Source organism: Mucilaginibacter sp., assembly GCF_039935595.1.
In the GTDB taxonomy this organism is placed as follows: domain Bacteria; phylum Bacteroidota; class Bacteroidia; order Sphingobacteriales; family Sphingobacteriaceae; genus Mucilaginibacter.
The window spans coordinates 1-25,506 of record NZ_JBDTJZ010000211.1 but is presented as its reverse complement, the minus strand read 5'-3'; the positions used below and the strand labels follow the sequence as shown (position 1 = coordinate 25,506).

At 40.4% G+C, this 25,506-nt stretch carries 24 protein-coding genes; 11 read left to right on the top strand and 13 right to left on the bottom strand.

Going from position 1 to position 25,506, the window contains the following annotated elements:
• The 3 genes from ABI367_RS15140 to ABI367_RS15130 all read right to left on the bottom strand — a co-directional run.
• Positions 1-1,146 (bottom strand): lipopolysaccharide biosynthesis protein (locus tag ABI367_RS15140; protein WP_462227522.1); only part of this gene is annotated, 1,146 nt, incomplete at its 3' end.
• Positions 1,147-1,180: 34 nt separating this feature from the next.
• Positions 1,181-1,465 (bottom strand): acylphosphatase, encoded by a 285-nt coding sequence (locus ABI367_RS15135; RefSeq protein WP_462227521.1) that lies wholly within the window; start codon positions 1,463-1,465, stop codon positions 1,181-1,183.
• Positions 1,466-1,529: 64 nt separating this feature from the next.
• A complete protein-coding gene (locus ABI367_RS15130) occupies positions 1,530-2,702 on the bottom strand; it encodes an amidohydrolase family protein (protein WP_462227520.1) in 1,173 nt (390 codons plus the stop codon).
• 142 nt (positions 2,703-2,844) lie between these two features.
• Here ABI367_RS15130 and rlmN point away from each other — a divergent pair, with 142 nt between their 5' ends.
• The 8 genes from rlmN (at position 2,845) to ABI367_RS15090 (ending at position 8,437) form a co-directional block, all read left to right on the top strand.
• Positions 2,845-3,912 (top strand): dual-specificity RNA methyltransferase RlmN, encoded by a 1,068-nt coding sequence (rlmN, locus tag ABI367_RS15125; RefSeq protein ID WP_462227519.1) that lies wholly within the window; start codon positions 2,845-2,847, stop codon positions 3,910-3,912.
• 111 nt (positions 3,913-4,023) lie between these two features.
• Positions 4,024-4,602 carry an RNA polymerase sigma factor gene (locus ABI367_RS15120; protein ID WP_462227517.1) on the top strand — a complete coding sequence of 193 codons (579 nt, stop codon included), beginning with the start codon at positions 4,024-4,026 and terminating at the stop codon, positions 4,600-4,602.
• Positions 4,592-4,909, top strand: a complete 318-nt coding sequence (locus ABI367_RS15115) for a hypothetical protein (protein WP_462227516.1) — start codon at positions 4,592-4,594, stop codon at positions 4,907-4,909. The genes ABI367_RS15120 and ABI367_RS15115 overlap by 11 nt, the downstream gene beginning before the upstream one ends.
• A 9-nt stretch (positions 4,910-4,918) precedes the next feature.
• Entirely contained in the window at positions 4,919-5,671 is a 753-nt protein-coding gene (locus tag ABI367_RS15110; RefSeq protein WP_462227515.1) for a Spy/CpxP family protein refolding chaperone, read from the top strand.
• 64 nt (positions 5,672-5,735) lie between these two features.
• Positions 5,736-6,521, top strand: coding sequence for a YHYH protein (locus tag ABI367_RS15105; protein WP_462227514.1), 786 nt, complete (start codon positions 5,736-5,738; stop codon positions 6,519-6,521).
• Positions 6,478-7,089, top strand: coding sequence for a toxin-antitoxin system YwqK family antitoxin (locus tag ABI367_RS15100; RefSeq protein WP_462227513.1), 612 nt, complete (start codon positions 6,478-6,480; stop codon positions 7,087-7,089). Before ABI367_RS15105 ends, ABI367_RS15100 begins: the two co-directional genes overlap by 44 nt.
• Complete coding sequence (locus ABI367_RS15095; protein ID WP_462227512.1) at positions 7,073-7,717, top strand: SCO family protein; 645 nt, start codon at positions 7,073-7,075, stop codon at positions 7,715-7,717. Before ABI367_RS15100 ends, ABI367_RS15095 begins: the two co-directional genes overlap by 17 nt.
• A gap of 27 nt (positions 7,718-7,744) precedes the next feature.
• Entirely contained in the window at positions 7,745-8,437 is a 693-nt protein-coding gene (locus ABI367_RS15090) for a ComF family protein (protein ID WP_462227511.1), read from the top strand.
• 86 nt (positions 8,438-8,523) lie between these two features.
• Here the strand turns inward: ABI367_RS15090 and ABI367_RS15085 are convergent, their stop codons facing one another.
• Both ABI367_RS15085 and ABI367_RS15080 read right to left on the bottom strand, forming a co-directional pair.
• Positions 8,524-11,643: a PAS domain S-box protein gene (locus ABI367_RS15085; protein ID WP_462227510.1), complete on the bottom strand. Its 3,120-nt coding sequence runs from the start codon at positions 11,641-11,643 to the stop codon at positions 8,524-8,526.
• A complete protein-coding gene (locus ABI367_RS15080) occupies positions 11,636-12,925 on the bottom strand; it encodes a serine hydroxymethyltransferase (RefSeq protein WP_462227509.1) in 1,290 nt (429 codons plus the stop codon). The genes ABI367_RS15085 and ABI367_RS15080 overlap by 8 nt, the downstream gene beginning before the upstream one ends.
• Positions 12,926-13,222: 297 nt before the next feature.
• On the opposite strand from ABI367_RS15080, the gene ABI367_RS15075 reads away from it, so the two are divergent.
• Both ABI367_RS15075 and ABI367_RS15070 read left to right on the top strand, forming a co-directional pair.
• Positions 13,223-14,320, top strand: coding sequence for a glycosyltransferase (locus tag ABI367_RS15075; protein WP_462227508.1), 1,098 nt, complete (start codon positions 13,223-13,225; stop codon positions 14,318-14,320).
• A 27-nt stretch (positions 14,321-14,347) separates the two neighbouring features.
• On the top strand, positions 14,348-15,709 hold the full coding sequence (locus ABI367_RS15070) for a lipopolysaccharide biosynthesis protein (RefSeq protein ID WP_462227506.1): 1,362 nt from the start codon (positions 14,348-14,350) through the stop codon (positions 15,707-15,709).
• Here the strand turns inward: ABI367_RS15070 and ABI367_RS15065 are convergent, their stop codons facing one another.
• Together ABI367_RS15065 and ABI367_RS15060 are read right to left on the bottom strand one after the other, a co-directional pair.
• A complete protein-coding gene (locus ABI367_RS15065) occupies positions 15,710-16,399 on the bottom strand; it encodes an acyltransferase (RefSeq protein ID WP_462227504.1) in 690 nt (229 codons plus the stop codon).
• Between the two features lie 41 nt (positions 16,400-16,440).
• On the bottom strand, positions 16,441-17,193 hold the full coding sequence (locus ABI367_RS15060; protein WP_462227503.1) for a segregation and condensation protein A: 753 nt from the start codon (positions 17,191-17,193) through the stop codon (positions 16,441-16,443).
• Positions 17,194-17,321: 128 nt separating this feature from the next.
• Between ABI367_RS15060 and dxs the strand changes: the two genes are divergently transcribed.
• Positions 17,322-19,250: a 1-deoxy-D-xylulose-5-phosphate synthase gene (gene dxs, locus ABI367_RS15055; RefSeq protein ID WP_462227502.1), complete on the top strand. Its 1,929-nt coding sequence runs from the start codon at positions 17,322-17,324 to the stop codon at positions 19,248-19,250.
• A 76-nt stretch (positions 19,251-19,326) separates the two neighbouring features.
• Here the strand turns inward: dxs and ABI367_RS15050 are convergent, their stop codons facing one another.
• From ABI367_RS15050 to ABI367_RS15025, 6 genes are all read right to left on the bottom strand, one after another.
• Complete coding sequence (locus tag ABI367_RS15050) at positions 19,327-20,952, bottom strand: gliding motility protein RemB (RefSeq protein WP_462227501.1); 1,626 nt, start codon at positions 20,950-20,952, stop codon at positions 19,327-19,329.
• A 23-nt stretch (positions 20,953-20,975) separates the two neighbouring features.
• Positions 20,976-22,112 (bottom strand): GDP-mannose 4,6-dehydratase, encoded by a 1,137-nt coding sequence (gmd, locus tag ABI367_RS15045; RefSeq protein ID WP_462227500.1) that lies wholly within the window; start codon positions 22,110-22,112, stop codon positions 20,976-20,978.
• Between the two features lie 81 nt (positions 22,113-22,193).
• Positions 22,194-22,757 (bottom strand): DUF3109 family protein, encoded by a 564-nt coding sequence (locus tag ABI367_RS15040; RefSeq protein WP_462227523.1) that lies wholly within the window; start codon positions 22,755-22,757, stop codon positions 22,194-22,196.
• On the bottom strand, positions 22,757-23,533 hold the full coding sequence (locus ABI367_RS15035; protein WP_462227498.1) for a DUF3108 domain-containing protein: 777 nt from the start codon (positions 23,531-23,533) through the stop codon (positions 22,757-22,759). The genes ABI367_RS15040 and ABI367_RS15035 overlap by 1 nt, the downstream gene beginning before the upstream one ends.
• Positions 23,534-23,560: 27 nt before the next feature.
• Entirely contained in the window at positions 23,561-24,076 is a 516-nt protein-coding gene (locus ABI367_RS15030; RefSeq protein WP_462227497.1) for a DUF2480 family protein, read from the bottom strand.
• A gap of 72 nt (positions 24,077-24,148) precedes the next feature.
• The gene (locus tag ABI367_RS15025; RefSeq protein WP_462227496.1) at positions 24,149-25,435 is read right to left on the bottom strand and encodes a peptidylprolyl isomerase; all 1,287 of its coding nucleotides are present in this window, start codon (positions 25,433-25,435) and stop codon (positions 24,149-24,151) included.
• Positions 25,436-25,506 lie beyond the last annotated feature (71 nt).

Below are 25,506 nucleotides of genomic sequence, written 5' to 3'. Positions count from 1 at the left end.
GGTTTGATCAGACAGTTTGTACCATACTGATAAATTCATGTAAACACCTAACGCAACATAACCAAACAGCAACGGCGGTACTACATCTAAACCTACCCAGTACGCCTTATTATTTACGTAATGCTTTAAAATTTCAATATTAGCTACCACACCTAAAAACATTAAACACATGGTAATAACAAAATAGTCCATTATTTTAGCATACGTAGTGCCGGCATTCTTGTTTTTTGCATGACTAAAAAAGAATGGCTCGGCACCCATCCTGAAAGCCTGATTAAACAAGCTGGCAAAAATAGCCAATCTGGCACAGCCGGAATAAATTCCAACTTGTAATGTGCTGATGTTGTCCGGTAATAATTTACCTAATAATAACTTATCCAGATTCTCATTTATAATATAAGATAAATTAGCGACTAAAATAGGCAGGCTATAAATCAACATCTCTTTTGACATCGCTTTATCAAACTTTAGCTGCAATCCAAACATCTCAGGTACCAGCATTAAAAAAGTGACGGCGCTTGCTATTAAATTTGAGATGAACGCATAGGCTACCCATCCGTGTACATACCAGCCTGCAAACCATTGCCAACCCGAAAATTGGTGGTTAATCCAATAGGGGATGATTATAATAAAAAGGATGTTGAAAAAACAGGTGATTATAATGTTTATAACATTGATCACACCATATTTTATCGGTCTGCCATCCGCACGTAACTTGGCAAATGGTATTACACACCATGCATCAATCACTAAAATAGCGATAAAGTATTTTATGAAAAGCTCAAATTCACTTTGTGGGATGTCCTTACCTATTTTTATAAGCCCTGCCAAAGTATGTGTAAAAGGCAAGGTAAGTGATACAAATAGTATGGTTACCACTAATATTATCCAGAAACCATTATTATAAACTTGCCTTTTTTTATCAGGAAACTTGTTTAAATACCTAAAAAAAGTTGTTTCCATACCAAACGCAAGCACGGCCTGAAATATAGAGGCCCAGCTAAACATGGTACTAAAAATGCTGTAAACTTTAGGCAGGTATGCTCCTGTAAATAACGGAGTAAGCAGAGCGCTCAATAACCTCCTTACTATAGTGCTTAACCCATATATGGCGGTTTGCCCTGCAAATTTTTTAGCTGTTGACAATAGTTATAGTTATTGCAATTAAGTAATTAGGATTTTATTTAAACAATCCCCGTTTTAATATTTCAAAATTACGATAGTTTTTTAATTCGCCCTCATTACTTTCAACAGCAGTAACGTGTGCCTCTTCGGGCCCTTCGTGGCACCAGTCTAAAAACATTTCGAGTGTGGCGTTATCAGCTTCGGCTTCCATAAAAATATCGCCGTTGGGTTCATTTTTAATTATACCGCGTACGCCCAGTTGGTCGGCAACGGCTTTAGTTGATGCCCTGAAAAAAACACCCTGTACCTTGCCTTTTATGGTGATGTTTAAGTGTTTCATTTTAAGTAAAAAGTAAAAAGTCAAAATTAAAAAATGGGTTGACGCAACAAACGGCAAATAGATACTAAATCAATCGCTTAACTTTTGCCTGGGCGGTAAGCTTTAGGCCGTCCATACCGGTTATTAAATTAAGGCCGGGGGTTTTGCCTGGCTCCAGGCTGCCTTTTTCGCCATCAATACCCAAAAACCTGGCTCCGTTTATGGTACCCCATTGCATTAATTTGGCGGTACTTAAAGTCGGGAATTTTTGCTGTAGGGTAAGCATTTCGTTTAGTATGCACAACTTACTGTTTGATGCCAGGCTATCAGTACCCAAGGTAATGTTAAACCCTTGATCAATAAACAATTCAACTTTGGGTAATTGCTTCTCTATATACAAATTGGCATTGGGGCAAAAGCACCAGTGTATTTTACGGTCAAACCGTTTTATAAAATAAATGTCCTTTAAATTGGTACACGTATTATGTACCATTAGTATATTTTGCTTGTTGCTTAACAGCGGTATTACCGACTGTATTGAATTACGTGCCTGAGGTTTAAAATAGGTGATATCAACACCCAAATGCGCGTACAGGTCATTAAACCCACCCAATTTATAGCGGTAAAATTTATTCTCGTCCTCGCATTCCTGGTTGTGTATGCTCAATAAGTTTTTATTGGTATCGCTGCATTTTTTTATCAGCTTAAATAACTCTTTTGATACTGTATAGGGGGCGTGCGGGGTAACGGAGCATGATTGGCCTTTAAAATCTTTTAACACTTCAAGGGCCGCGGCAAATACCTCATTGGCTTTGTCCGGGGTAAAACCCAAAACCTCCACAAACGTATGGTAGTATATTTTACTGTTGGTTTTAAGCGCGGCGGTTATGTTGTTGTTTGATATATCGCCTACTGCGACAATACCATTTTCATACATATCATTATCCGCTTTAGCGGCGGCTGCCGCAATATCTTTGCTATCGGTATGTCTAACCTGCAAAATATGTTTAATAAAATCTATAAGCCCTTTTCCGGCCGGTATTTTATCTTTAAGGTGCGAAAGTTCAATATGGCAGTGTGTATTTATAAACCCGGGGCATAAGCTGCCGCTCAATTGTTCAATGGGTTCATTAACTGCGCTGGGAGGGATGTCATCGGTAACAGAAAGTATTTTACCTGTATCATCTACTATTACAACTCCATCTTTAATTGGATCGGCACAAACAGGAAAAACGTAATCGGCTCTAAAAATTTTCATTCAATATAACTTTAACAGTTACTTATCCCGTTTGTAAAACCTTTCAGAAAAATAATTACAGTTAACCTATAATTATTGTTTTTAATTTTATGAATAATTTTTTAAAAAAAAGATAGATTTTTAATTTTCGTATTTTTGCAGCGTGAATACTGTAAAACCCAAAATTGATATCCGCAGCCTTAGCCTGGAAAGCCTGCAAAAGAATTTTGTTCAATTGAACGAAAAAAGCTTCAGGGCTAATCAAGTGTACGAGTGGCTATGGAAAAAATCATGCTTTTCTTTCAATGAGATGAGCAACATTTCAAAAGAACTTCGCACTAAATTGGATGAAAATTTTATCATTAATAATGTAAAAATTCACACATCACAAGTTAGTGCTGATAAAACTATAAAAAATTCTTTTATTTTACATGATACCCACTTAATTGAGGGTGTTTTAATTCCGACACCGGGGCGGATGACGGCCTGTGTATCATCGCAAGTAGGTTGCAGCCTTACCTGCAAATTTTGCGCTACCGGCTACATGGAACGCAAACGCAACCTAAACCCGGATGAAATATATGACCAGGTTGTTTTAATTGATAAGCAGGCCCGCGAAAACTATGGTGCCCCATTAAGTAATATTGTTTACATGGGCATGGGCGAGCCGTTGCTAAATTACAAGAACGTGATGGATTCGGTTGAAAAAATAACATCCGAAGAAGGGTTAAATATGGCGGCTAAACGCATAACGGTATCAACCGCAGGTATAGCCAAAATGATAAAAAAACTGGGCGATGACCAGGTAAAATTTAACCTGGCGCTATCATTACATGCGGCTAATGACGAAAAACGCAACACTATTATGCCCATTAATGAACAAAACTCATTAAAAGCACTGGCCGAGGCCCTGAAATATTACTATGCCAAAACCAAGAACCCGGTAACCTACGAGTATATTATTTTTGATGGTTTTAATGACAATATTGAGGATGCTGCCGAACTGGCCAAATTTTGCAAACACCTGCCCTGTAAAGTAAATATTATTGAATATAACCCCATATCATTCGCATCCTATATAAACGCCGGCGAAGACAAGGTAGAGGCCTTTGCCGCTTACCTGCGCAAACAGGGCGTAAACACCCACCTGCGCCGCAGCCGCGGTAAAGATATTGACGCCGCCTGCGGACAATTGGCTATTAAAGCTGAAAGCACAAAGCTAAACGCTTAAAGCTTTGGTAGATGAGTAAATAACTTTCTGCTTTTCGCTTTAAGCTTTTATCTTTATTACCGGCGAAGGAATTTTAACAAACCATCGTCAAATACCATATCACAGCCCGAATTGACAGAACAGGAATTGATTGCTTGTTTAATTAAAGGCAATGAAAATGCTTTTAAAACCGTAGTGGATACCTATAAAAATATGGTGTACAATACCGTATTGGGGTTTGTGCAAAACATGGAAGATGCGGAGGATGTAACGCAGGACGTATTTATTAAGGTGTACGAAAACATTGGCCGGTTTAAACAGCAATGTAAGCTTAGTACCTGGATATATCGCATAAGCATTACACAGGCTGCTGATTTCATCCGTCATAAAAAAAGAAAAAAAAGGGCGGGGTTTTTATCAGGCTTGTTTGGTTTAAATAACGAATTGCTGCATGACCCGCCCGATTTTATACATCCGGGTGTACTGACAGAAAACAAGGAGCGGTCGGCAATATTATTTAAGGCGATAAACCAACTGCCCGAAAAACAAAAAACAGCATTTATGCTGCAAAAAATGCAGGACCTGAGCCAGCAAAAAATAGCAGAAATAATGGAGTTGAATGAAGGCGCGGTAGAATCACTGTTAATGCGGGCAAAGGGCAACCTAAAAAAATTATTGATCAATTATTATTCATCTGAATATGAAAAATAAACAGGACATAGAAAATGAGGTACAGCAAACCTTAAACAGCGTTGATAGCTTGCAACAACTGGAGGCTAATGCGTTTTTACATGCCAAAATTGCAAACCGCATGGTAAGCAAACAGGCATTAACCCGCATAACGTATAATAAACTAATGGTGCGCCTTGCGGCGGTATTGTGCTTATTTATCTGTATAAACGGGATCAGCTTTTATGTATTAAAACAAAAACCCAATACTGCTAATACCAAAAATTATACAGGCGCTGATGCATTTGCCAATGCTTACGGGCTAAATAATAGTTTAAACAGTTATTAAACAGTTAATATGAAAAACTTTAAATTTTTGATGATTATAGTTATCCTGCTGGTAATTATTAATTGCGTGTTGTTAGGGTCGCTTTGGTTTACCAAGTACCGTATGTCGCCGCCACCGCCGCCCGACCCGCCGCAACGCGCTAATGAATATTTAATAAAGGAGTTAAAATTAACACCTGCTCAAATTAAACAATACGATACTTTGCGCGAGCATCATTTTGAAAAAACAAAGGCGCTTAACGAGCAGATCCGGCAGCTGCGCGATGCATATTTTGAAAACATTCAAACACCTGTTTTAAATACAAAAGCGACTGACTCGTTAGAAAAAAAGATAACGGCTAATACAGCCACGCTGGATAGTACAACGCTGTTTCATTTCCGTAAACTAAGGACAATACTTGATAACGATCAAAAAACCAGGTTTGATAAAATTGTACAAAACGCACTGCACATGATGGGTGGCCCACAAAACGGACCACAGGGCGGGCCGCCACCACAACAGATGCGCCCACCGGGACGTGATGACAGGATGCCACCTCCAAGAAGAATGGGCAAAGGTGAACATCCCGGCGGACCACGGCGGCCGGGAATGGGCAGGCCCGGCGGACCACCGCCTGATGGCATGGGCCCGCCACCGGGAGGGCCACCCGATAGGGATATGATGCCCCCTCCAGGTGGACCACCGCCATTTGGAAGGCCACCGGGCGGCGGACCGCCACCAAATGGTGGACCTCCACAGGGTGGCCCCCCACCGGGATTTTAATAATTAAAAAATAAGCGAAGGAATTTATATCAGCTCACATCTAATGATATAAATTCCTTTAATTATGAAAATCAAACCTGCACACTTAGCATACGGCCTGTCCGCTTTATTTATTGGTATCATATCCTGCAAAAAGGATAATAGCCTTACATCAACTACTACTACCACCACCACCACAAAAACCACAGGCACCGCGCCTGTACCTGATATTTATAAAAAAATATACAATACTACCGATATGTATGTTGACGGCAACTACCTGGTAATTAAAACCACCAGCCTGCCCGATCATAAGTCGCCATACTATAAAAACACTCAATGGGCCAGTACCAAATACGAAGCTTATAATGGCACTAACCCGTTATGGAATCAAAATCCAAACACCATTGCCGAGAGTGATATCACTTTTAAAATACCGTTAAACCCTACAGTTGCAACTACACACTCGGCAACACCGTTGGGCCCTATGGGCGTGGCTATAAATGGCGTACCTATTTTTAACCAGTATGCTGCCGGCGGTACTCCCTTAACCGGCGAGGTTAATAGCTTTGACCAATATAACGGCCACCCGCAGCAACAGGGCCAATATCATTACCATGCCGAACCCTACTATCTTACCACCACCAAGGGAAAAGATGCTTTAATAGGTTTTTTACTGGATGGTTTCCCGGTTTATGGGCCAATGGAAAATGGTAAAACGATTACCAATGCCGATTTAGATGCTTATCATGGCCATATAGCCGCCACTGCTGATTATCCGGGCGGTATTTATCATTACCATACCACCGCTGCCGACCCTTACATTAATGGAAATGGATTTTATGGGACACCGGGAACTGTTTCGCAATAGTATAACCTTACTAGGCTTTATTGTTGTAATACTAAGCGTGGCCTATGTAAGGTATGACAGTAAAGCTATACCCAACCGCTGGGTAAATGAATATGATGTGCATTTAACCCGTAGCGGCGGCGCACTTTATTATAACGATACCCTTTTTTCGGGCAGGCTATACCGCAAGTTCCCGGGCGGAAACTATGAACGTGTTACTCCTTATTATCATGGCAAAGCCGAAGGTTTGATGAAAGGCTGGTATGCCAACAACAAGCCCGAGCAGGAAAGGCTATTTGCCGATGGCAAAAAACAGGGTATACACCGCGGGTGGTGGCCAAACGGCAGCCCTAAGTTTGAATATTATTTTGTTGATGATGAACATAACGGCCCGGCCAAAGAGTGGTTTAGTAATAATACCCTTTATCGCTTTTTTAATTATAAAAACGGGCATGAGAACGGACGCCAGCAAATGTGGTGGTCTAACGGCACCATACGCGCCAACTATGTGGTAAAGGACGGACAGCAGTATGGGCTTATTGGTCGTAAACTCTGTAAAAATGTATTTAAAAATGAAAAATACCGGTAAACTTATTTTTTTGTTAATGCTGTTTGCGGCATGCCATAAGCCCCTAAAAAATACCGGGCTGCCTTTTTATAATACGCCGGATTTTACACCATTATGGCTTAGCCCACAGGATGCTGGTTATAAAAGCATACATACTATAGCCCCATTTAATTTAACCAACCAACTGGGTAATACCATAACCAATAAAAATACCACCGGTAAAATATACGTAGCCAATTTTTTCTTTACCTCATGCCGAAATATTTGCCCGCCCATAATGGATAACCTGGCAAAGGTGGCGCAAACTTTTGAAAATGACAGGCGGGTGCTTGTTCTTTCGCATAGCGTAACACCGCGTCACGATAGTGTACCTGTTTTACTAAAATACGGCCAAACTCACCATATTAACAGTAATAATTGGTGGCTGCTAACCGGCAACCAGCCTGATATTTATAAACTGGCCCGACAATCGTATTTTGCTGATGACGCTGCAGGCTTTACAAAAGGCAGCGATGATTTTTTACATACCGAAAACATGGTACTGGTTGATGCTAAAGGACGAATAAGGGGCGTATATAACGGTTCGTTACAATTGGAGGTAAATAATTTGATAGCACATATTAAATTATTGGAAGCCGAAAAGCTGTAACTATCTGTTTTTTAATTATCTTGTGGTATGAAACTGTCATGCATAGCTGATTTTATTTCGCTATTGTTCCCCGAACTTTGCCCGGCCTGCGGCGAAAGCCTGATAGCAACCGAGCAGCTAATGTGTACCCAATGCCGTTATACTTTACCCTTTACCAATTTTCACCTACAGGCTGATAATATTGTTGCGCGGCAGTTTTGGGGCAAACTTAATGTGGAGGGGGCTTATGCTTTATATTATTTTGCCAAAGGCGGTAAAGTGCAAAACCTGATGCACCATTTTAAATATAAGGGAATGTTTCGTATAGGTAATTTATTAGGAAGTATTGCGGGCAGCCAATTGATGCAAAATGATACTTTTAAAACAGTTGATTATATTATACCGGTGCCTTTGCATAAAACCAGGCTAAAAGAACGTGGTTATAACCAAAGCAAATGTTTTGCGGAGGGACTAGCCACAAAACTACCCGGTGTTGTAAACGACAATATTTTGGTACGTATAAGGGCTACCGAAACGCAAACGCATAGATCAAGATTTTTAAGGTTTGAAAATATGCAGGAGGTATTTAAGGTAACCAATAGCAGCAAACTGGAAAATAAACACGTTTTATTGGTAGACGATATTGTTACCACCGGCTCAACATTAGAAGCCTGCGGCACCGAACTTCTTAAAATATCCGGATTAAAACTAAGCATAGCCACTATTGCGTATGCGGAGTGACAGAGATTAGTGACCTGTGATTAGTGATTAGTTGCTCTGTCTATCAAGTATAACAAATCACTAATCTCTAATCTCTAATTAACTAATCACTGCTTCTGATACTTACTCAATTTCTCAAACAAAATGGCAGGTTCAAATGGCTTTAGTATGTAATCGGTCATACCGGCAACGGTTATCTCGCCCATTTCGTTGGTAAGCATTGATGCCGTTAAGGCTATAATGGGTACATTTTGAAAATATGGTTCAGGTTTGGCACGTAATATCTGTGTGGCTTCCATGCCGCCCATTTGCGGCATATTTATATCCATCAAAATCGCGTCATAATCATGTGTGGCTTCGGCTTTACTAATGGCTTCAATCCCATTCTCTGCAAACTCAGCAACGGCACCCCATTTAGTAAGTATCTTATTGATCAACAACCGGTTAATTTGATTATCATCAACAACCAATACCTTGATATTTAATGTAGTTTCCACCTTTTTGTTGTTATTTTTTGTATCGTTAGTTTTATTGAATGTTATAGTAAACCAAAAGTCAGATCCTTCTCCTTGTACACTATCAACATTTATGCGCGAATTATGCAGTTCAATTAACCGCTTACTAATAGCAAGACCTAAACCTGTACCGCCATATTTACGGGTTGTATTTGCTTCGGCTTGTTTAAATGATTCAAATATGGTATTTAATTTATTACTTGCAATACCAATACCTGTATCTTTTACCGAAAAACGTATACGCGCACTCTCTTTATTTTGCTCAACTACTTTTAAGTTAACACTTACGCCGCCCTTCTCAGTAAATTTCATGGCGTTGCCCACCAAATTTAGTAAAATTTGCGATAGCCTTGTACTATCTCCTATCACTATTTGTGGTAAAAGGCTATCAATACTGTAGGTGAGATAGATATTTTTTTCGGCGGCTTTAAATTGCATCGAATCGGTTATGCTTTTTACCAATTGCGTTAAGTCAACATCCGCTTTTTCCAGTTCAACGTTGCCGGTTTCAATCTTAGTAAAGTCAAGCACATCATTTATCAGTACCATCAGGTTTTGGGCAGAAAACCGCAAGATATTTAGGTTCTCGTCCTGGCTTTCCAAATGTTCATCATCATACAGCAAGCGCGACATACCTATAACCGCGTTAAGGGGCGTGCGTATTTCATGGCTCATTACCGATATAAACATATCTTTAGCCCGGTTCAATTGCTGGGCTTCTTCTTTTGCCGCTATCAGCTTTAACTCTACCTTCTTTTTTGAACTGATATCAATTACTACTTCAATGTATTTATCAACTGCGCCATCCTTGTTTAGTATTACCGAGTTGATAACCGTGAGCCATATAGGTTGCCCGTCTTTACGATAGCCCAACAAGTCAACCTCAAATGATTGTTTCTTTTCTGATAGCTCGCGCCCTTTTTCAATAATTGCAGTATCGGTAAGCTCGCCCTGCAAAATATCGCCCAGGTGTTTGCTTTTAGTATCATCTAAGGTATAACCCGTAATATCTTCAAAAGCATGGTTAACCCATTCAATCTCACCTTTATTGTTATTAATAACTACACCACTGGTTGTGTTACTGGCTACTAACGAAAGTAGTTTAAGCTCCTCTTCGGCATTTTTACGCTGGGTAATATCAAGCATGGTGCTTATCTGGCGTTCTACACCCCCGGTTTCATCTAACAAGGGACTGTTTGATGACGCCACCCATATCGGAGTGCCGTCCTTTTTGTATATCAACAGTTCTATGTCAAACGGCTTGTTTTCGTCGCGTGCTTTAATTGCCGCGTTAAGCACTTCCTTGTCAGTACCCTCTCCTATCAACAAATTACCGAATGCCCTACCCTTCATTTCATCAAGGGTATAGCCAGTAATTCGCTCCATGGCCTCATTCATCCATACTACTTTACCATCATTGTCGCGGGTAAGCATTCCGCTGGGCGATTTACGCGCCGCAAATGACAATATTTCGAGGTCCTTTTGGGCTGACTTTTGTTTGGTTATGTCAACAATCAATCGTATGTATTTCTCTACATCTCCTGTTTCGCCATAAATAACCGAGTTAATTAACGATAACCATATTTTTTCGCCGCTTTTACGGCTGACATGAACCTGTATAGAGTATGATTGTTTTTTACTGATAAGTTCGCGGTACACTTCAATGCTATTGGCATCGTCATCAACCACATCGCGCAGGCGTTTATTAGCTACATCGGCAAACTCATAGCCGGTTATTTTTTCAAATGCCTGGTTTGTCCATATAACTTTATCATCAGCATCGCTAATGATAACACCGTTTATCATTTTACTGGCCACCAGCGAAAGCTGCTCCAACTCTGCCAGTATTTTCTTTTGATAAGTAATATCGCGCCCGCTGGCATACCATTTACCGTCTTTATATATAGCACTCCAACCTATCCAACGCGTCTGTCCATCGGCAGCTATGGCAGGGGTCTCAATATAAAATGGTTGTTGGGTTGCTACAGCCTTTTCAATTAGCGGTACAAATTGCTCGCGGTTATTGTCAACCACAAATTGCCATAACGATTTGCCAATAGTTTGCTGCGGTTCGTAACCTAAAACATCTTTCACCGCGTTGCTTATCAATTGGATATTTGATTGCGCGTCGGCTATGTAATGTATCTCTGGCGATATATTGAACAATTCATAAAGATCCTGGTGCACCTTTAATGACCGTTCCAATTCTTGCTTTTGTTTTTTTAACAACAAGCGCGACATCACCTCATCAGCCAATGTCCGTAAGGCATCGCGCTGTTCATCAGTAAGCGTTCGTGGCACCATATCAATAACACATAGCGACCCTAATCGATACCCGTCAGGATCAATTAGCGGCGCACCTGCATAAAACCTTATATGAGCATCGCCCTTAACAAAAGGATTCTCTTTAAAGGTTTCATCCTCAAGTGTATTATTAATTTCAAGAATTTCGTTATGAAGGATGGTATATTGACAAAATGAATCAGCGCGCGAAGTTTCGCTGATGTCCATACCTACTTTTGATTTAAACCATTGGCGGTCATCGTCAACTAAGGTGATGAGCGCAATAGGCACCTGGCATATATAGGACGCCAGGCGACTTATAGCATCGTATTCTTTTTCGGGCAGTGTATCCAAAACGTTGTATGAACTAAGCGCTTTAAGGCGCTTAGCTTCTACATCGTCATTAATATTTGCCTGCTTTTTAAGCATTTTTATCGGTGTCACTATATAACGGAAATTGTTCCGTTAGCTTATGCACCTTTTTACGTACTTTCTTTAATGATTGTTCGTCTTCGGGGTTATTGATCACCTCATCAATCAACTCCACTATCTGTACCATTTGTTTTTCCTTCATACCGCGCGTAGTTACCGCAGCAGTACCCACACGTATACCCGAGGTGGTAAATGGTGATTTATCATCATAGGGCACCATGTTTTTATTTACCGTTATATCAGCAATAACCAGTGCATTCTCGGCAGCTTTACCGGTAATGTTCTTATTGCGCAGGTCTATCAATACCAGGTGGTTATCGGTACCGCCTGACACGATCTCGTAGCCGCGGTCAATAAAGGCTTTGGCTATTGCAGCACCATTCTTTTTAACCTGCAATATGTATTTCATATAGCTTTCGCTTAATGCCTCGCCAAAAGCAATAGCTTTTGCTGCAATAATATGCTCAAGCGGTCCACCCTGCGTACCCGGAAAAACAGCCATATCCAACAAAGCCGACATCATCTTTACTTCGCCTTTTGGTGTTTTTAAACCCCAGGGGTTCTCAAAATCCTTACCCATCATAATCATGCCACCACGCGGGCCGCGCAGGGTTTTATGGGTGGTGGTAGTAACTATATGGCAATGCGGAAGCGGATCTGTTAGTAAACCACGGGCAATAAGGCCCGCCGGGTGCGAAATATCAGCCAGTACAAGTGCACCAATTTTATCGGCCACCTTGCGTATAAAGGCATAATCCCAATCGCGCGAATATGCCGAGGCTCCGCAAATGATCATTTTAGGTTTTTCGGCCAGGGCTACTTTTTTAAGCTGATCGTAATCAACAAGGCCGTTATCCTTACGTACCCCATAAAAATGAGGCTCGTATAATTTGCCCGAAAAGTTTACACTTGAGCCATGTGTTAAGTGCCCCCCGTGCGAAAGATCAAATCCTAATATTTTATCGCCGGGCTGCAAACATGCCAACATTACCGCTGCGTTAGCTTGTGCGCCTGAGTGTGGCTGCACATTAACCCATTCGGCATTAAACAGTTGTTTTGCGCGCTCAATTGCAATGGTCTCAATCTCATCAACAATCTGGCAGCCGCCATAGTAACGTTTGCCCGGCAAACCTTCGGCATATTTATTGGTAGCTACAGATCCTGCAGCTTCCATTACCTGCCTGCTTACAAAGTTTTCTGATGCTATAAGCTCCAGTCCTTCTTCCTGGCGCTGTTGTTCTTCATCTAACAGCTTAAATATTAATTTGTCTCTTTTCATACTATTTTAAAAACGCCCCTAAGGTAATAAATTGATAGCTATTAGCTGCTAAAGATTAGATATTTAGTGCTTTTTTGTGTATAAATTACAGTTACCAACATTGGCCAAATTCGGCTATGCTTATGGTGCGTTTTAAGGTAGTTTATGAGGGCATACCACACACAAGCCAAATTATATATGGTTATTCCTGTTGGCTGTTTTTACACACCTGCACCATTAAATGTAAAATGAATATTTTTTTTACATTTACAAGTACTGCAAGGCAACGATGTATATAATTACCACACAATTTTATTAATGAAAGTAATACATATTTTAAATGCCATTGAATACTCGGGCGCCGAAATAATGCTTTATCAGGCAGCGGGAGTTTTTAAAGAAAATAAAATTGATACTACCCTGCTGGCCTGCTACCCAAACCCCGGTAAGTTTGAACAGCCCATGCGCGAAGTTGGGTATCATGTTGATTCGGTTGGGGCGGAGGGGGCATTCACGTTGTTTGCAAACCTTTTTAAATACTTTAAAAAAAACAAGTTTGATGTTGTGCACATACATAGTGAAAACTATTATGTGTGGAAAGTAATTATACTTAAACTAACCGGGCACAATAACATTGTAAGAACATTCCACAACAACTGGGAATTTACCGGCTGGTTGCGTTATAAACGTGCCCTGCACCGCAATATTGCTACCTGGCTGGGCGTAAAAAACCACTCCATAGGCACGGCGGTACAGTTAAATGAGGAGCAGGTGTTTTTTAATAAAAGCATTGTTATTAATAACTGGATAAAGCTTAACCCTGATCTTTTAAGCCGAAGGGAAACTGTAAGTAAGTTAAAACGTGAAGAGTTAGGCATTGCGCCGGATACTTTTGTAATGATATCGGTGGGCGGCTGCTCATACATAAAAAACCATGGGTTTATTTTTGATTTGATACCCTTACTTAATCAGGCGGGACTAAAAGTTTGTTACCTGCATGTAGGTACCGGCGATGACGAGCCTGCTGAAAAAACATTATCAAAAAAATTGGGACTTGATGCGCAGGTAATTTTTACCGGCAACCGTAAAGATGTACCCGAATTATTATTGCTGGCTGATATTTATATGATGCCGTCGTTATTTGAGGGACTATCAATAGCCCTGCTGGAGGCTATGTATTATAATGGCCTTGCGCTGGTTAATAATGCCCCCGGCCTTGCCAATGTAATAGTTGATAAAAAAACGGGCTATGTAATTGATATTGACCAACCGCAAAACTATGTTAAATTTATACAGGATGTGGCTGGGGGTGCAATTAATGCTACTAACATTAAAGCAGCAGCCAAGGCTTTTGTAGAAGACAATTACGTGGTTGAAAAAAACGCAGCCAAACTTATTGAGTTCTACAAACAATAAAGGCAATTACATACATAAGATTAGCTGATGCTATCATTTTTAATTAATAAAGTACAAGGTTTTTTTAAAGTTGGGCATGAGCGCACGCTGATGATAAAAAAGAATATTTTTTATTCTTTTTTAATACGGGGCGGCAGTGTGTTAACCGTGTTTTTGCTTACCCGATTAACTATTGATTATGTAAACGATAAGCAATATGGCGTTTGGCTGGTAATAAGCGGCCTTGTTGGCTGGATAAGCACTTTTGATATTGGCCTGGGTAATGGTTTGCGCAATAAAATGGCGCACTCGCTGGCACTGGATGAACGCGATAATATTGTAAAATATGTAAGCACAACCTACGCCATATTATTTTTAATAGCCACAGGCGTTTTTATAGTAGGGTTTATTGCAGGTTCGTTTTTTAACTGGAACCTGTTGCTTAATGTTAACGCAGCTGTTAGCTACCCTATATGGCCCATTATTGTAATTACATTAGCGTCCTTTTGTACGCAGTTTTTTTTGCAGCCTATAAACAGCATTTTAATTGCTACGCATCAGCAGTTTAAATCGTCATTAATAAATTTATTGGGCCAGTTATTGAGTTTGACCCTGGTGTTCCTACTTACCCTTTTTGTTAAAAGCAATTTAACGGTACTGGTTATTGTTATAGGCGGCTCGCCGGCGGTAGTGTTTTTGTTGGCCAATGTTTTCTTTTTCAGCACCAGCTTAAAAGCATATTTGCCCCGGTTAAGCGCCATTGATATGAGCAGCGCTAAAAGCCTGATGAATGCGGGCGGTATTTTCTTTTTAATACAGGTGGGCGCACTTATACTTTTTGAAACGGACAATATTGTTATTACCCGCACACTTGGCCCGCATGATGTTACTACCTTTAATCTGGCGTACCGCTATTTTTCATTAACCAGTACGGTGTTTGTTATAATGCTTGCCCCCTACTGGAGCGCTTTTACTGATGCCTATGCCAAAAAGGATATGGATTGGATAAAAAGCTCCATCAAAAAAATGAGGATACTTTGGTTAGGCATTTGCGGTTTTGCCGTTGTGCTTTTTGTTATTTCGCCCGTGTTTTATAAGATATGGATAGGTGATAAAGTAAATATACCCACGTTGCTTTCGCTATATATGACCATATTTATGGTTACAGCAGCCTGGCAAGGCATTTATGCCACCGCGCTTAACGGCATTGGCAAATTAAAAATACAATTGATACTGGTGTTGGTTACCGCCGTATTAAACATACCGTTATCAATTTTCTTAATAAGGCTGATAGGCGTATCAGGCACAGTAGTAGCTAATATTATACTGTCGGTAATTATTAATGTATTTTTAACTTATCAGGTAAAACTTATTATTAATCAGCGCGATACAGGCATCTGGAGCAAATAATTATTGCTTAGGGTAATCAAGCTGCCAGCTAATATTTTCTTTTAAAGTTTTGTTGGGATACCCCGCGCTGATAACTTTTGCAGGCACATCTTTGGTGACTACAGATCCGAGCCCTATAATGCTGCCATCACCAATGGTTATGCCTTTAAGTATGGTTACCTTGCTACCTACCCATACATTATTACCTATGGTAATTGGCTTTTCGGGGTTAATAAAAGCCCCGCTCTCATCTAATATAGCATGGGTATCGCTGGCCCAAAGTTCAATACCATCAGAGAATAAGCAATTCGAGCCAATAGTTATCGCATTATTTTTACCCACGTTTATCATCCTTACGCCGCCAAAAGTAGTGCCTTCGCCAATAACAATGCTGCAGCTTTCGCCGCGCATATTTATTATGGCACCGCGTAGTTTTACACCCTTACCCAAAATAATTTTATTGTTATTGCCTATTATTAAAATTTCGGTGCGGGCTATAAAACCCTCTTCGGCAATAATGGTATTGTTTTTACCCTCTACAACTATCCGTGCTTCGTCAAGCAGGCACCCGGTTATCCTGATGCTATTATCGGCGTACGTTTTTATCCTCGAAAAATAAAAATGACTCCCTTTTAATTTCCTATCGGGCAAGCTGCTTAGCAGCCATAGTTTATTGAAAGGAGAAAATATTTTTTTAAACAGTTGTTTCATTTATCATCCAATATAAACACTAATCTCCAATTAACTAACTACTAATTACCGGCTTTAGCCGATATCCAAAAATTATTATAGCCCAAACCAATTTGTATATCAATCAACTCCTGCTGCAGCATCTCTAAAACCGCTAAAAAATTATATACAAAATGCACCTTGTTATCTGAGTTTTGGGCAATGGCCTTAAAATCCATCATTTTATTAATTCTCAACAGTCCATCAATGGCTTGCTTTTGTTTTTCAATGGTATAGGGGTATTGCTCAACGGTGTGTTTAACCTCCTCGGCACGGTTGGCGTAACGCTTCATCAACCTGTCATAAACCATCATCAGTTTATACAAACTTACGTCGGTCAGTTCTTCGCCGGGCTGGGCAATTTTTTCGGCCTTCTCAAGGTCGTAAGCTATATTTCCGCGCTTTTCCTGTTTAAAACGTTCTTCTTCGTAAGGTTTTAATTCTTCACAAATTTCTTTAAACTTTTTATACTCAATCAGTTTGCGTATAAGTTCTTCTTTATGGTCAATTTCATTTTCGCCATTTTCTGCTTCGTACCGGGGCAGCAGCATTTTGGCTTTAATACGCATTAAAGTGGCCGCCACAAAAATAAACTCGCTGGCCAGTTCAATATTCAGGCTCACCATTTGGTGTATGTAGTTCAAAAAATCGTCGGTAATGCGGGCAATGGGTATATCATGGATGTCTAACTCATCGCGCTCAATAAAAAACAGCAACAAATCAAAGGGTCCTTCAAATTGTGGCAGTTTTATAGCAAAGCTTTCGTCATCCATCATCTTCAAAAATACGGGTTAACCTGTAAAACCATAAAATTATAAACATCAAACAATAATACCCGTTAATTGTCCTGATTTTACCAAATAAACTTAGTTAATTTGTAAGTTTATTATTTTAAATACTGTTAATGCAAGTTAAGGCCGGCGATTTACTTCAAAAAATAAACTATCCTTCTGACTTAAAGAAACTTAAGGAAGACGAGCTTGAACAGTTGTGCCAGGAGCTGCGCCAATATATTATTGACATAGTATCAGTAAACGGTGGGCATTTTGCCGCCAGTTTGGGTGTGGTTGAATTAACAGTAGCCCTGCAATATGTATTAAACACACCTTACGATCAATTGGTGTGGGATGTTGGCCATCAGGCTTACGGCCATAAAATATTAACAGGCCGTCGTGAGGATTTTCATACCAACCGTATTTATAAAGGATTAAGTGGTTTCCCTAAACGCGGCGAAAGCGAATATGACACCTTTGGCGTGGGCCATTCATCAACTTCTATATCGGCAGCTTTAGGTATGGCTGTAGCGTCGCAATACAAAGGCGAGACCGACAGGCAGCACGTAGCCGTAATTGGCGATGGCGCCATGACGGCAGGTATAGCTTTTGAGGCACTTAACCATGCAGGTATTGAAAACACCAACATACTGGTTATACTGAATGACAACAACATGGCCATTGACCCTAATGTGGGGGCATTGAAAGAATATTTAACTGATATCACCGTATCAAAACCCTATAATCGTTTCAGGGATGATATTGCGAGCATTTTGGCCAAACTTTCGGCCATTGGGCCCGATGCCTATAACATGGCACAAAAAATAGAAAAAAGCATTAAGGGAACTTTGTTAAAGAGAAGCAACTTTTTTGAGGCCCTTAAATTCAGATATTTTGGCCCTATTGACGGGCACGATGTAAAACACCTGGTTAAAGTGCTGCGCGATCTGCGTGATATACCCGGCCCAAAAATTTTACATTGTATTACCACCAAAGGCAAAGGCTATGCTTTGGCCGAAAAGGACCAAACCAAATGGCACGCTCCCGGCCTTTTTGATAAAATTACCGGCGAGATCAAAAAAATCAAATTCGAAAAACCGCAGCCGCCTAAATACCAGGATGTGTTTGGCCATAGTATTATTGAACTGGCCGAACAAAATTTAAAAATTATGGGCATTACACCGGCTATGCCCTCAGGCTGTTCACTTAACCTGATGATGAAGGCCATGCCTAACCGTGCTTTTGATGTGGGCATTGCCGAGCAACACGCGGTAACATTTTCGGCAGGATTGGCTACGCAGGGCTTGATACCGTTTTGTAATATTTACTCCAGCTTTATGCAGCGGGCTTATGACCAGGTGATACACGATGTGGCTATACAAAAGCTTAATGTTGTTTTTTGTTTAGACAGGGCTGGCATTGCCGGTGCTGATGGATCAACCCACCATGGCGCTTATGATTTGGCTTTTATGCGTTGTATACCTAATATGACGGTAAGCGCACCCATGAATGAGGAAGAATTGCGCAACCTGATGTATACCGCCCAGCAGGATAACATGGGGCCGTTTGTAATACGCTACCCACGCGGGCAGGGTGTGATGGTTGACTGGCAACGCCCTTTTAAAGCTATACAGGTTGGCAAGGGCCGCAAAATATGCGATGGCGAAGATATAGCCATTTTAACTATTGGGCACATTGGTAACGAGGCTGTAAAAGCCATTGCCGAATTGAATGCTGAAGGCTACTATCCGGCACATTACGACCTGCGTTTTGTAAAGCCGCTTGATGAAACTTTGTTGCATGAAGTATTTAAAAAATTTAATAAGGTTATTACTGTAGAAGATGGCTGCCTTGAAGGCGGCATGGGCAGCGCCGTTATTGAGTTTATGGCTGATAATAACTATAAAGCCAACGTTTCGCGCCTTGGCATACCCGACCTGGTTATTGAGCATGGTGAACAGCATGAACTTTGGGCCGAATGCGGCTATAATGACCAGGGCATAGCCTCAGCGGTGCGCAACGCAGGTATTAAAACTAATAAACACACAATTGCCAGTTAGTGATTAGAGATTGGTTAATTAGCGATTAGTACCAGTTGGAGATATCACTAATCGCTAATTAACCAATCTCTAATCACTATTTATGTGTCCTGTAAGCAGCAATGTCATTATAAATGGTACGGAACGAGCTGCGCAATCCAATAGTAAACATACTTGTTCTATCTAAAAAATCCGCGTTCTGCTCTCGCCTAAAAAGAGCGGCCAACTCAATTCGGAAATTAATTTTGGGATTAATCAGGTAAGCCACCTTTGCTTCGCCATAATACAAATTGGTAGTAAGCCCCTGACCAATATAGTTACCTAATACTTTAGCAGGGTACCCATAATTCATAAAAATATCCTTACCATAATTTAATCCGTTTATATCCAGTCCGTATTTTGCATATTGTATCTCTCCGCTAAAATCAAACCGTTTATAACTATAATTTAACAAACCTATCAACTCTTTATAATTTGCGCCAAAGGGATGTGCAAGGGGCTCACCTTGTTCGCTATAATTTATTATGTTCCACTTTTCAGAGTAAGTATATGGCGTGGCCCCATTATATTCAAGCAAATAATTTAATGATCGTATTTTAAACAAATTGGCCCCCCGCACACCTAACTGGAAGCTATATTTATTACGTGAGCTTCCATCGCCCGAAAAAAAGTGCTTTGATTCAAACTCATCCAATACAAACTGCCCATAAGCGGTAATACCGTCTGATATTTTATACTTTCCGGTAAAGCCGATAATCGCATTGTCCGGAGAACCGTTTGACGCCTCAACCGGCCTTAAAAATATTACAGGGTTAGCATAGCTATATTCAAATCCCCGGTATGTGCCCAAACTATCCACATTGGCCCATATCACTGCGTCAAAAAAACCTACTGACAGGCGATTGTTTACGTTCCAGTCAAGGTAATGAAATACGCCCCATTTATTGTGGTAACCGTTAGTATAGTTTACAGACGGTGCCGCCGGATCAACCATATAGCTCCACATAGCCATATATTTAACGTTACCCAAATTAGCAGTTAACTTTAAAAAAGGGTATGCCGACGCATAATCTGATAATAATTGCGAACGATAACCATCACCTATAAAATTTTTACCGTGACCTGCAGTTATATTAAGATATTTTACGGGCGTATAGGATACTAAGGCCGTTACATCTGACCAATCTGAATATGATTTTTTTCCATAGCTTCTATCATAAGCCTGACCGGGTACTATGCCTACCTGTTTGATATAAGTATTAAAATAGGATGGAAATACCGCCTGGTTTTCAAACCCCTGCGAATAAAAATAAAAGTTTTTTCCAACCGTGCCGCCCAACTGGTATCCCCTTGTATTTATCCAGGTATTTTTTTTATTTGAAATATCCTTACCACCAATTAGGTCACCCAGAAAATCGGCAAAAAAAGTATATTCTTTGTCTTTTACATCAATTGTATGTTCGTTATATATTTTTCGGTACAGCCACGTATGATGACCGATAGTATCCACTCCCACATTCATTAACGAATCATATTTATGCTTTAACAGGCTATCATCAATAAAAAAGGGTTTTAAACTGCTATGTACCCTTGTTTTGGTTGAGTAAACATCCTCATTAAATTTTTGATAAAATTGGTACGAATAAGGCTGATATTGCGACTGTGCCTTTGCAACCGCAGTAAGTAATAAAAAGGCTATTAATGTGTAAATTATTTTTTTCATGTAGTAGCAGATGTGATGTTTATTTATTCAAAATAATTGAGCGTTTTAAAACCGCTTCTTTTTAAGTAATCGTTCTTTTTTGCTATTTGCAGGTCAGCTTGCACCATATCAGCAACGAGCGCCTGTAGGTTATATTCAGGCACCCAGCCTAACCTCTCTTTAGCCTTTGTAGCATCGCCTATTAGCAACTCCACTTCGGTTGGCCTAAAGTATGCGCTGTCTACCCTAACTATGGTTTGGCCGCCTTTTAAAGTGGTTTCATCCAGCCCAAGTTCATTTATTTTTTCCAGGTCAACATCAATTATAACCCCTTTTTCATTTTCATCCTTGCCGCTAAACTCAATTTCAATACCTAATTCGGCAAACGCCATCCTTATAAAATCTCTAACGGTGGTAGTTACTCCCGTAGCAATTACAAAATCTTCGGGCTTATCCTGTTGCAGCATCAGCCACATGGCCTTAACATAATCTTTAGCATGGCCCCAATCGCGTTTGGCGGATAAGTTACCCACATATAAGCAATTTTGCAGCCCAAGGGCTATTTTGCACGCTGCACGGGTAATTTTACGGGTAACAAATGTTTCACCGCGTACAGGGCTTTCATGATTAAAAAGTATTCCATTGCAGGCATACATATTATAAGCTTCGCGATAGTTCACTATTATCCAATAACCATATAGCTTGGCTACTGCATAAGGCGAGCGCGGATAAAAAGGGGTAGTTTCTTTTTGAGGCACTTCCTGTACCAGCCCATACAATTCAGATGTGGATGCCTGGTAAATACGCGTTTTTTGGGTAAGCCCTAATATCCTTACGGCTTCAAGTACACGTAATACGCCAACACCATCGGCATTAGCGGTATATTCGGGCGTTTCAAAACTTACTTTTACATGGCTTTGGGCGGCCAGGTTATATATTTCGTCGGGTTGTGTTTCCTGTATTATTCGTATTAAGTTAGTCGAGTCGGTCAAATCGCCGTAATGCAATTTAAACTTAACGCCTTGATCATGCTGATCGTGGTATAAATGGTCAATACGTTCAGTATTAAATAATGACGACCTACGCTTAACGCCATGCACCATGTAGCCCTTTTTTAATAAAAACTCTGCTAAGTAAGCACCGTCCTGGCCAGTAATACCTGTAATTAAGGCTGTTTTCATAAATATTGGCAGCAATACTACCGCAATATTATCGATAAATTGCGTAAAATATGTGTTTTTAACCGAATTGTAATGTTGCCATCACATACAGGCTACGTTTTCTTCCAATTCTTTGTACCAATCTTCTCCATACTTTCTTATCAGCGGAGCTTTTAAAAATTCATGCACGCGTACCTGTAGTTCATCTCCAAAACTGCATGCCGGGCTACAAATACTCCACCGATCATAATTCAATACATCAAACTCAGGATATTTGGTAATACGTATTGGATATAAATGGCATGATATGGGCTTTTTCCAATCAATAACCCCTTCTTCATGCGCCTTTTCAATAGCACATTTGGTAATACCATCTTCCCAAATCACATAGGCACATTCTTTATTAACATCTACGCATGGGGTAGTATAATCGCCCTCAAAGTCCTCAACATAAGTACCCACTTTTTCAACGGTGTCAATACCTTTTTGGGTCATGTAGGGTTTTACTTTGGGGTATATCTCATCCAGTATATGCAGCTCATCATTATTTAAAGGCGCGCCCGAATCGCCCTCCAAACAACAAGCGCCTTTGCATTTATTTAAATTGCATACAAAGTTTTTCTTTACTACGTCTTCGTGTATCAAAACACTTCCAACTTCTATCATCATTTACTTATGGGGTTTAGCGGATATTTTAAGCCTTTGGCACCTGTAAGCTCCATGGTTATGCTGCCTACTATAAGTTCAACATGAGCCTTAACGGGTATCCGGTTATTATCATCTGTTATCCACAAATACAGTTTACTATCTTTTCTGAATATCCTGCCCGGTATAATTGTGGGATTAAACTTTAAGCAGTTAAATGTACCAAAATTTGTTTTAACCTGCTCTTTGCCTATATAGGTAATGGATAAGGTTTGCACAGCATCCTCCAAAAAGTACTTCATATCAAACCTTTCGCCTATTTTAACTTTTGATACATCAATATTACGGGCAAAATAATAAGCGGATACAAAATCAAACACATCACCCTTAAATGGAAACACGCCTTTGTCGGCAGTTACTTTATCTTCAGTCTGGTTAAAAGTAACGTTGTCAGTATGCCGGTAACTGCCCTCGTGCCTGTTCTCGGTATAAAAATAGGGCAACAGGGTTTCCTGGTCAATATAAGTTTCGTACTGATTACGTACTTTGTAAAAAATATCAAAAGTGCCCGCTGTTTTGCCATTTGCCGTAATGTGGAAGGTTGGATGGCCGTTTATTTTTTTACCGCCGTCCTCTACCTTAATCGTAGCTTCGGCACCGGTAAAAAACCCATACTTTAACCTATATGACAATTCTTCGCCTATTTTAAAAACCGGGTCCTTTCCAATTTTTAGTTCCTGCCCAAATGCGGCAGCGCAAATATTAAAAAGTATGATGGCAAAAAAGTATTTCTTCATACTCTTAACTTATCAAAAATTAATCCATTAATCTTTACGCTTATATAGCGGTACGGTTGAACAGGGTTCGCCAAACATGAGGCTTTTTACTACCGGTGTAAGTTTTTTGGCCAGTTCAACATAGGCTGATACAGGTACGTCCACATCGCCGCAGCCTTTTATTACCAGGCGCTGATCGCGGTATTGTTCGGTATCCAGCTTCTCAATTTGTTTTATAAACAATACCGTTTCCAGCACATCCTTGTCGCCAAAAACAACTTCGGCAGCGTAGGGCGCCATACGGTTAGCCAGTAGCATATAGGCCCATGCCGGTACAATGGCATCAGCACTGCAAATAATTCCTACATTTTTGCCGGTGTATTGCTCCCAATCATGACTTTTTACAAACTCCCTAAAATCCTTCTCACGTAATATCAGCCCTTGAAACAAATTGGCGGCAATATCATATATCACCCGCTCGCCTTTAGTATAAAACATAGCCGGATCTAAAGTAACCAGACCGCTTTGGGCAACTTTATTTATTATATTTTCCTGAATCTCCATAACCCATAAAATAAAAAATCCGGAATAGGTATTATAACGCTATCCCGGATACAAAATTACTTTAATTTTCTTCTATAAGAACTTCGCTCTGTTATCTTTTACATTCGCCTTATCTTTCAGAGCATCAAACACCTGATTTTGGGCACGCTGTAGTATAGCCTGGGCTATTTGTTCTCTTTGACGTACCGCATTGTTAAGCGGTGCAGGGTTTGTAAAGCCGTCAACCGTAAATACATATACCCCACTTTGGCCTTCAACCGGTTTAGATAATTTATTAGGCTGCGATCCAAACACTGTGCCTACCAGTTTATATTCGGTAGCAACACCAGGTAAAATAGGGTTGGCAAAAACTATGTTTTGTAAAGGCGTTACTTTACTGCCGGCCTTTTGTGCTACCTGGTCAATTGTTGACGAACCGTTTAATGCCGCTGTTATTTTATCAGTAAGCATTTTGGCTTTTACATGGTTGCGCACTGCAGGTTCAATTTGTTTTTTAACCACATCCAGTGCCAGTGTTCCTTTTGGCTTAATTTGTGTTAAGCGGGCTACAACGTATTGGTCGCCAACGGTAAACACCTGGTCAGATATTGAACCTTTGTCGGCTTTATACGCCCATCTTACCAAATCGCGGGCATTATCTAAACCTGGCAGGGTAGCTGCCAATGCGTTTACATTTTCGGCAACACCTTTTTTCAAGCCTGTTTTACCGGCTTGCTGGTCAAAATTATCATTGTTAAGCGAGGCAAGAAATGCCGATGCTTTGCTGTATGCTGCCGTTTGTGTTTTGCTGCTTGCAGTTAATGGTTTATTAACCACAGCCACCTTAACCACTTTTGACGACCCTTTTTGGGCGCCTATTTGAATAAGGTGAACACCGTATTGTGTAGTAACTATTTTAAAGTCGCCGGTTTTACCGTTAAATACAGGCTCTTCAAAGGCCGGTATCATAGCCCCACGGCCAAAAGTACCCAGATCGCCCCCTTTTGTTGCGGAGCCCTTATCAGTAGAATACATATTTGCCATATCGGCAAATGTTTTTTTACCGCTCTGTATCACTTTTTTTATTGAATCGGCTTTAGCCAACGCTTTATCTACGCCACCTTCCATTGTGGGGTTAAGCAATATATGTTTTGCCGAAACCGAATCAGGTCCTACTTCGTAATTAACCAGCTTAGCAATGCTGTAGCTGCCGTTTGATATATAAGGCCCGTAAATTGTACCCGGTGCCGCTTTAAACATAATAGAGTCTATTTTAGGATCAAGTTTACCTTTACCTACAAAAGCCAACGGTGTTTTTGTTTCAGAGTTTATCTGCACAAATAAGGAATCATTGGTGCTTGCTTTTAAGGCCGGTATCAATTTTTCAACCTGCGCCTTTACTGCTGCTGAATCTTCTGCAGACGGGGCGGCGTTAAAGCTTTTATATTAAA

Coding starts and splice junctions, on each gene's coding strand:
- ABI367_RS15115 (WP_462227516.1), top strand. CDS start 4,592: ATGAAAAATAAACAGGACATAGAAAATGAGGTACAGCAAACCTTAAAC.
- dxs (WP_462227502.1), top strand. CDS start 17,322: ATGCAAGTTAAGGCCGGCGATTTACTTCAAAAAATAAACTATCCTTCT.
- ABI367_RS15050 (WP_462227501.1), bottom strand. CDS start 20,952: ATGAAAAAAATAATTTACACATTAATAGCCTTTTTATTACTTACTGCG.
- ABI367_RS15070 (WP_462227506.1), top strand. CDS start 14,348: ATGCTATCATTTTTAATTAATAAAGTACAAGGTTTTTTTAAAGTTGGG.
- ABI367_RS15060 (WP_462227503.1), bottom strand. CDS start 17,193: ATGATGGATGACGAAAGCTTTGCTATAAAACTGCCACAATTTGAAGGA.
- ABI367_RS15090 (WP_462227511.1), top strand. CDS start 7,745: ATGAAACTGTCATGCATAGCTGATTTTATTTCGCTATTGTTCCCCGAA.
- ABI367_RS15035 (WP_462227498.1), bottom strand. CDS start 23,533: ATGAAGAAATACTTTTTTGCCATCATACTTTTTAATATTTGCGCTGCC.
- ABI367_RS15105 (WP_462227514.1), top strand. CDS start 5,736: ATGAAAATCAAACCTGCACACTTAGCATACGGCCTGTCCGCTTTATTT.
- ABI367_RS15110 (WP_462227515.1), top strand. CDS start 4,919: ATGAAAAACTTTAAATTTTTGATGATTATAGTTATCCTGCTGGTAATT.
- ABI367_RS15075 (WP_462227508.1), top strand. CDS start 13,223: ATGAAAGTAATACATATTTTAAATGCCATTGAATACTCGGGCGCCGAA.
- gmd (WP_462227500.1), bottom strand. CDS start 22,112: ATGAAAACAGCCTTAATTACAGGTATTACTGGCCAGGACGGTGCTTAC.
- ABI367_RS15080 (WP_462227509.1), bottom strand. CDS start 12,925: ATGAAAAGAGACAAATTAATATTTAAGCTGTTAGATGAAGAACAACAG.
- ABI367_RS15135 (WP_462227521.1), bottom strand. CDS start 1,465: ATGAAACACTTAAACATCACCATAAAAGGCAAGGTACAGGGTGTTTTT.
- ABI367_RS15065 (WP_462227504.1), bottom strand. CDS start 16,399: ATGAAACAACTGTTTAAAAAAATATTTTCTCCTTTCAATAAACTATGG.
- ABI367_RS15095 (WP_462227512.1), top strand. CDS start 7,073: ATGAAAAATACCGGTAAACTTATTTTTTTGTTAATGCTGTTTGCGGCA.
- ABI367_RS15100 (WP_462227513.1), top strand. CDS start 6,478: ATGGAAATGGATTTTATGGGACACCGGGAACTGTTTCGCAATAGTATA.
- ABI367_RS15040 (WP_462227523.1), bottom strand. CDS start 22,757: ATGATAGAAGTTGGAAGTGTTTTGATACACGAAGACGTAGTAAAGAAA.
- ABI367_RS15130 (WP_462227520.1), bottom strand. CDS start 2,702: ATGAAAATTTTTAGAGCCGATTACGTTTTTCCTGTTTGTGCCGATCCA.
- ABI367_RS15085 (WP_462227510.1), bottom strand. CDS start 11,643: ATGCTTAAAAAGCAGGCAAATATTAATGACGATGTAGAAGCTAAGCGC.
- ABI367_RS15030 (WP_462227497.1), bottom strand. CDS start 24,076: ATGGAGATTCAGGAAAATATAATAAATAAAGTTGCCCAAAGCGGTCTG.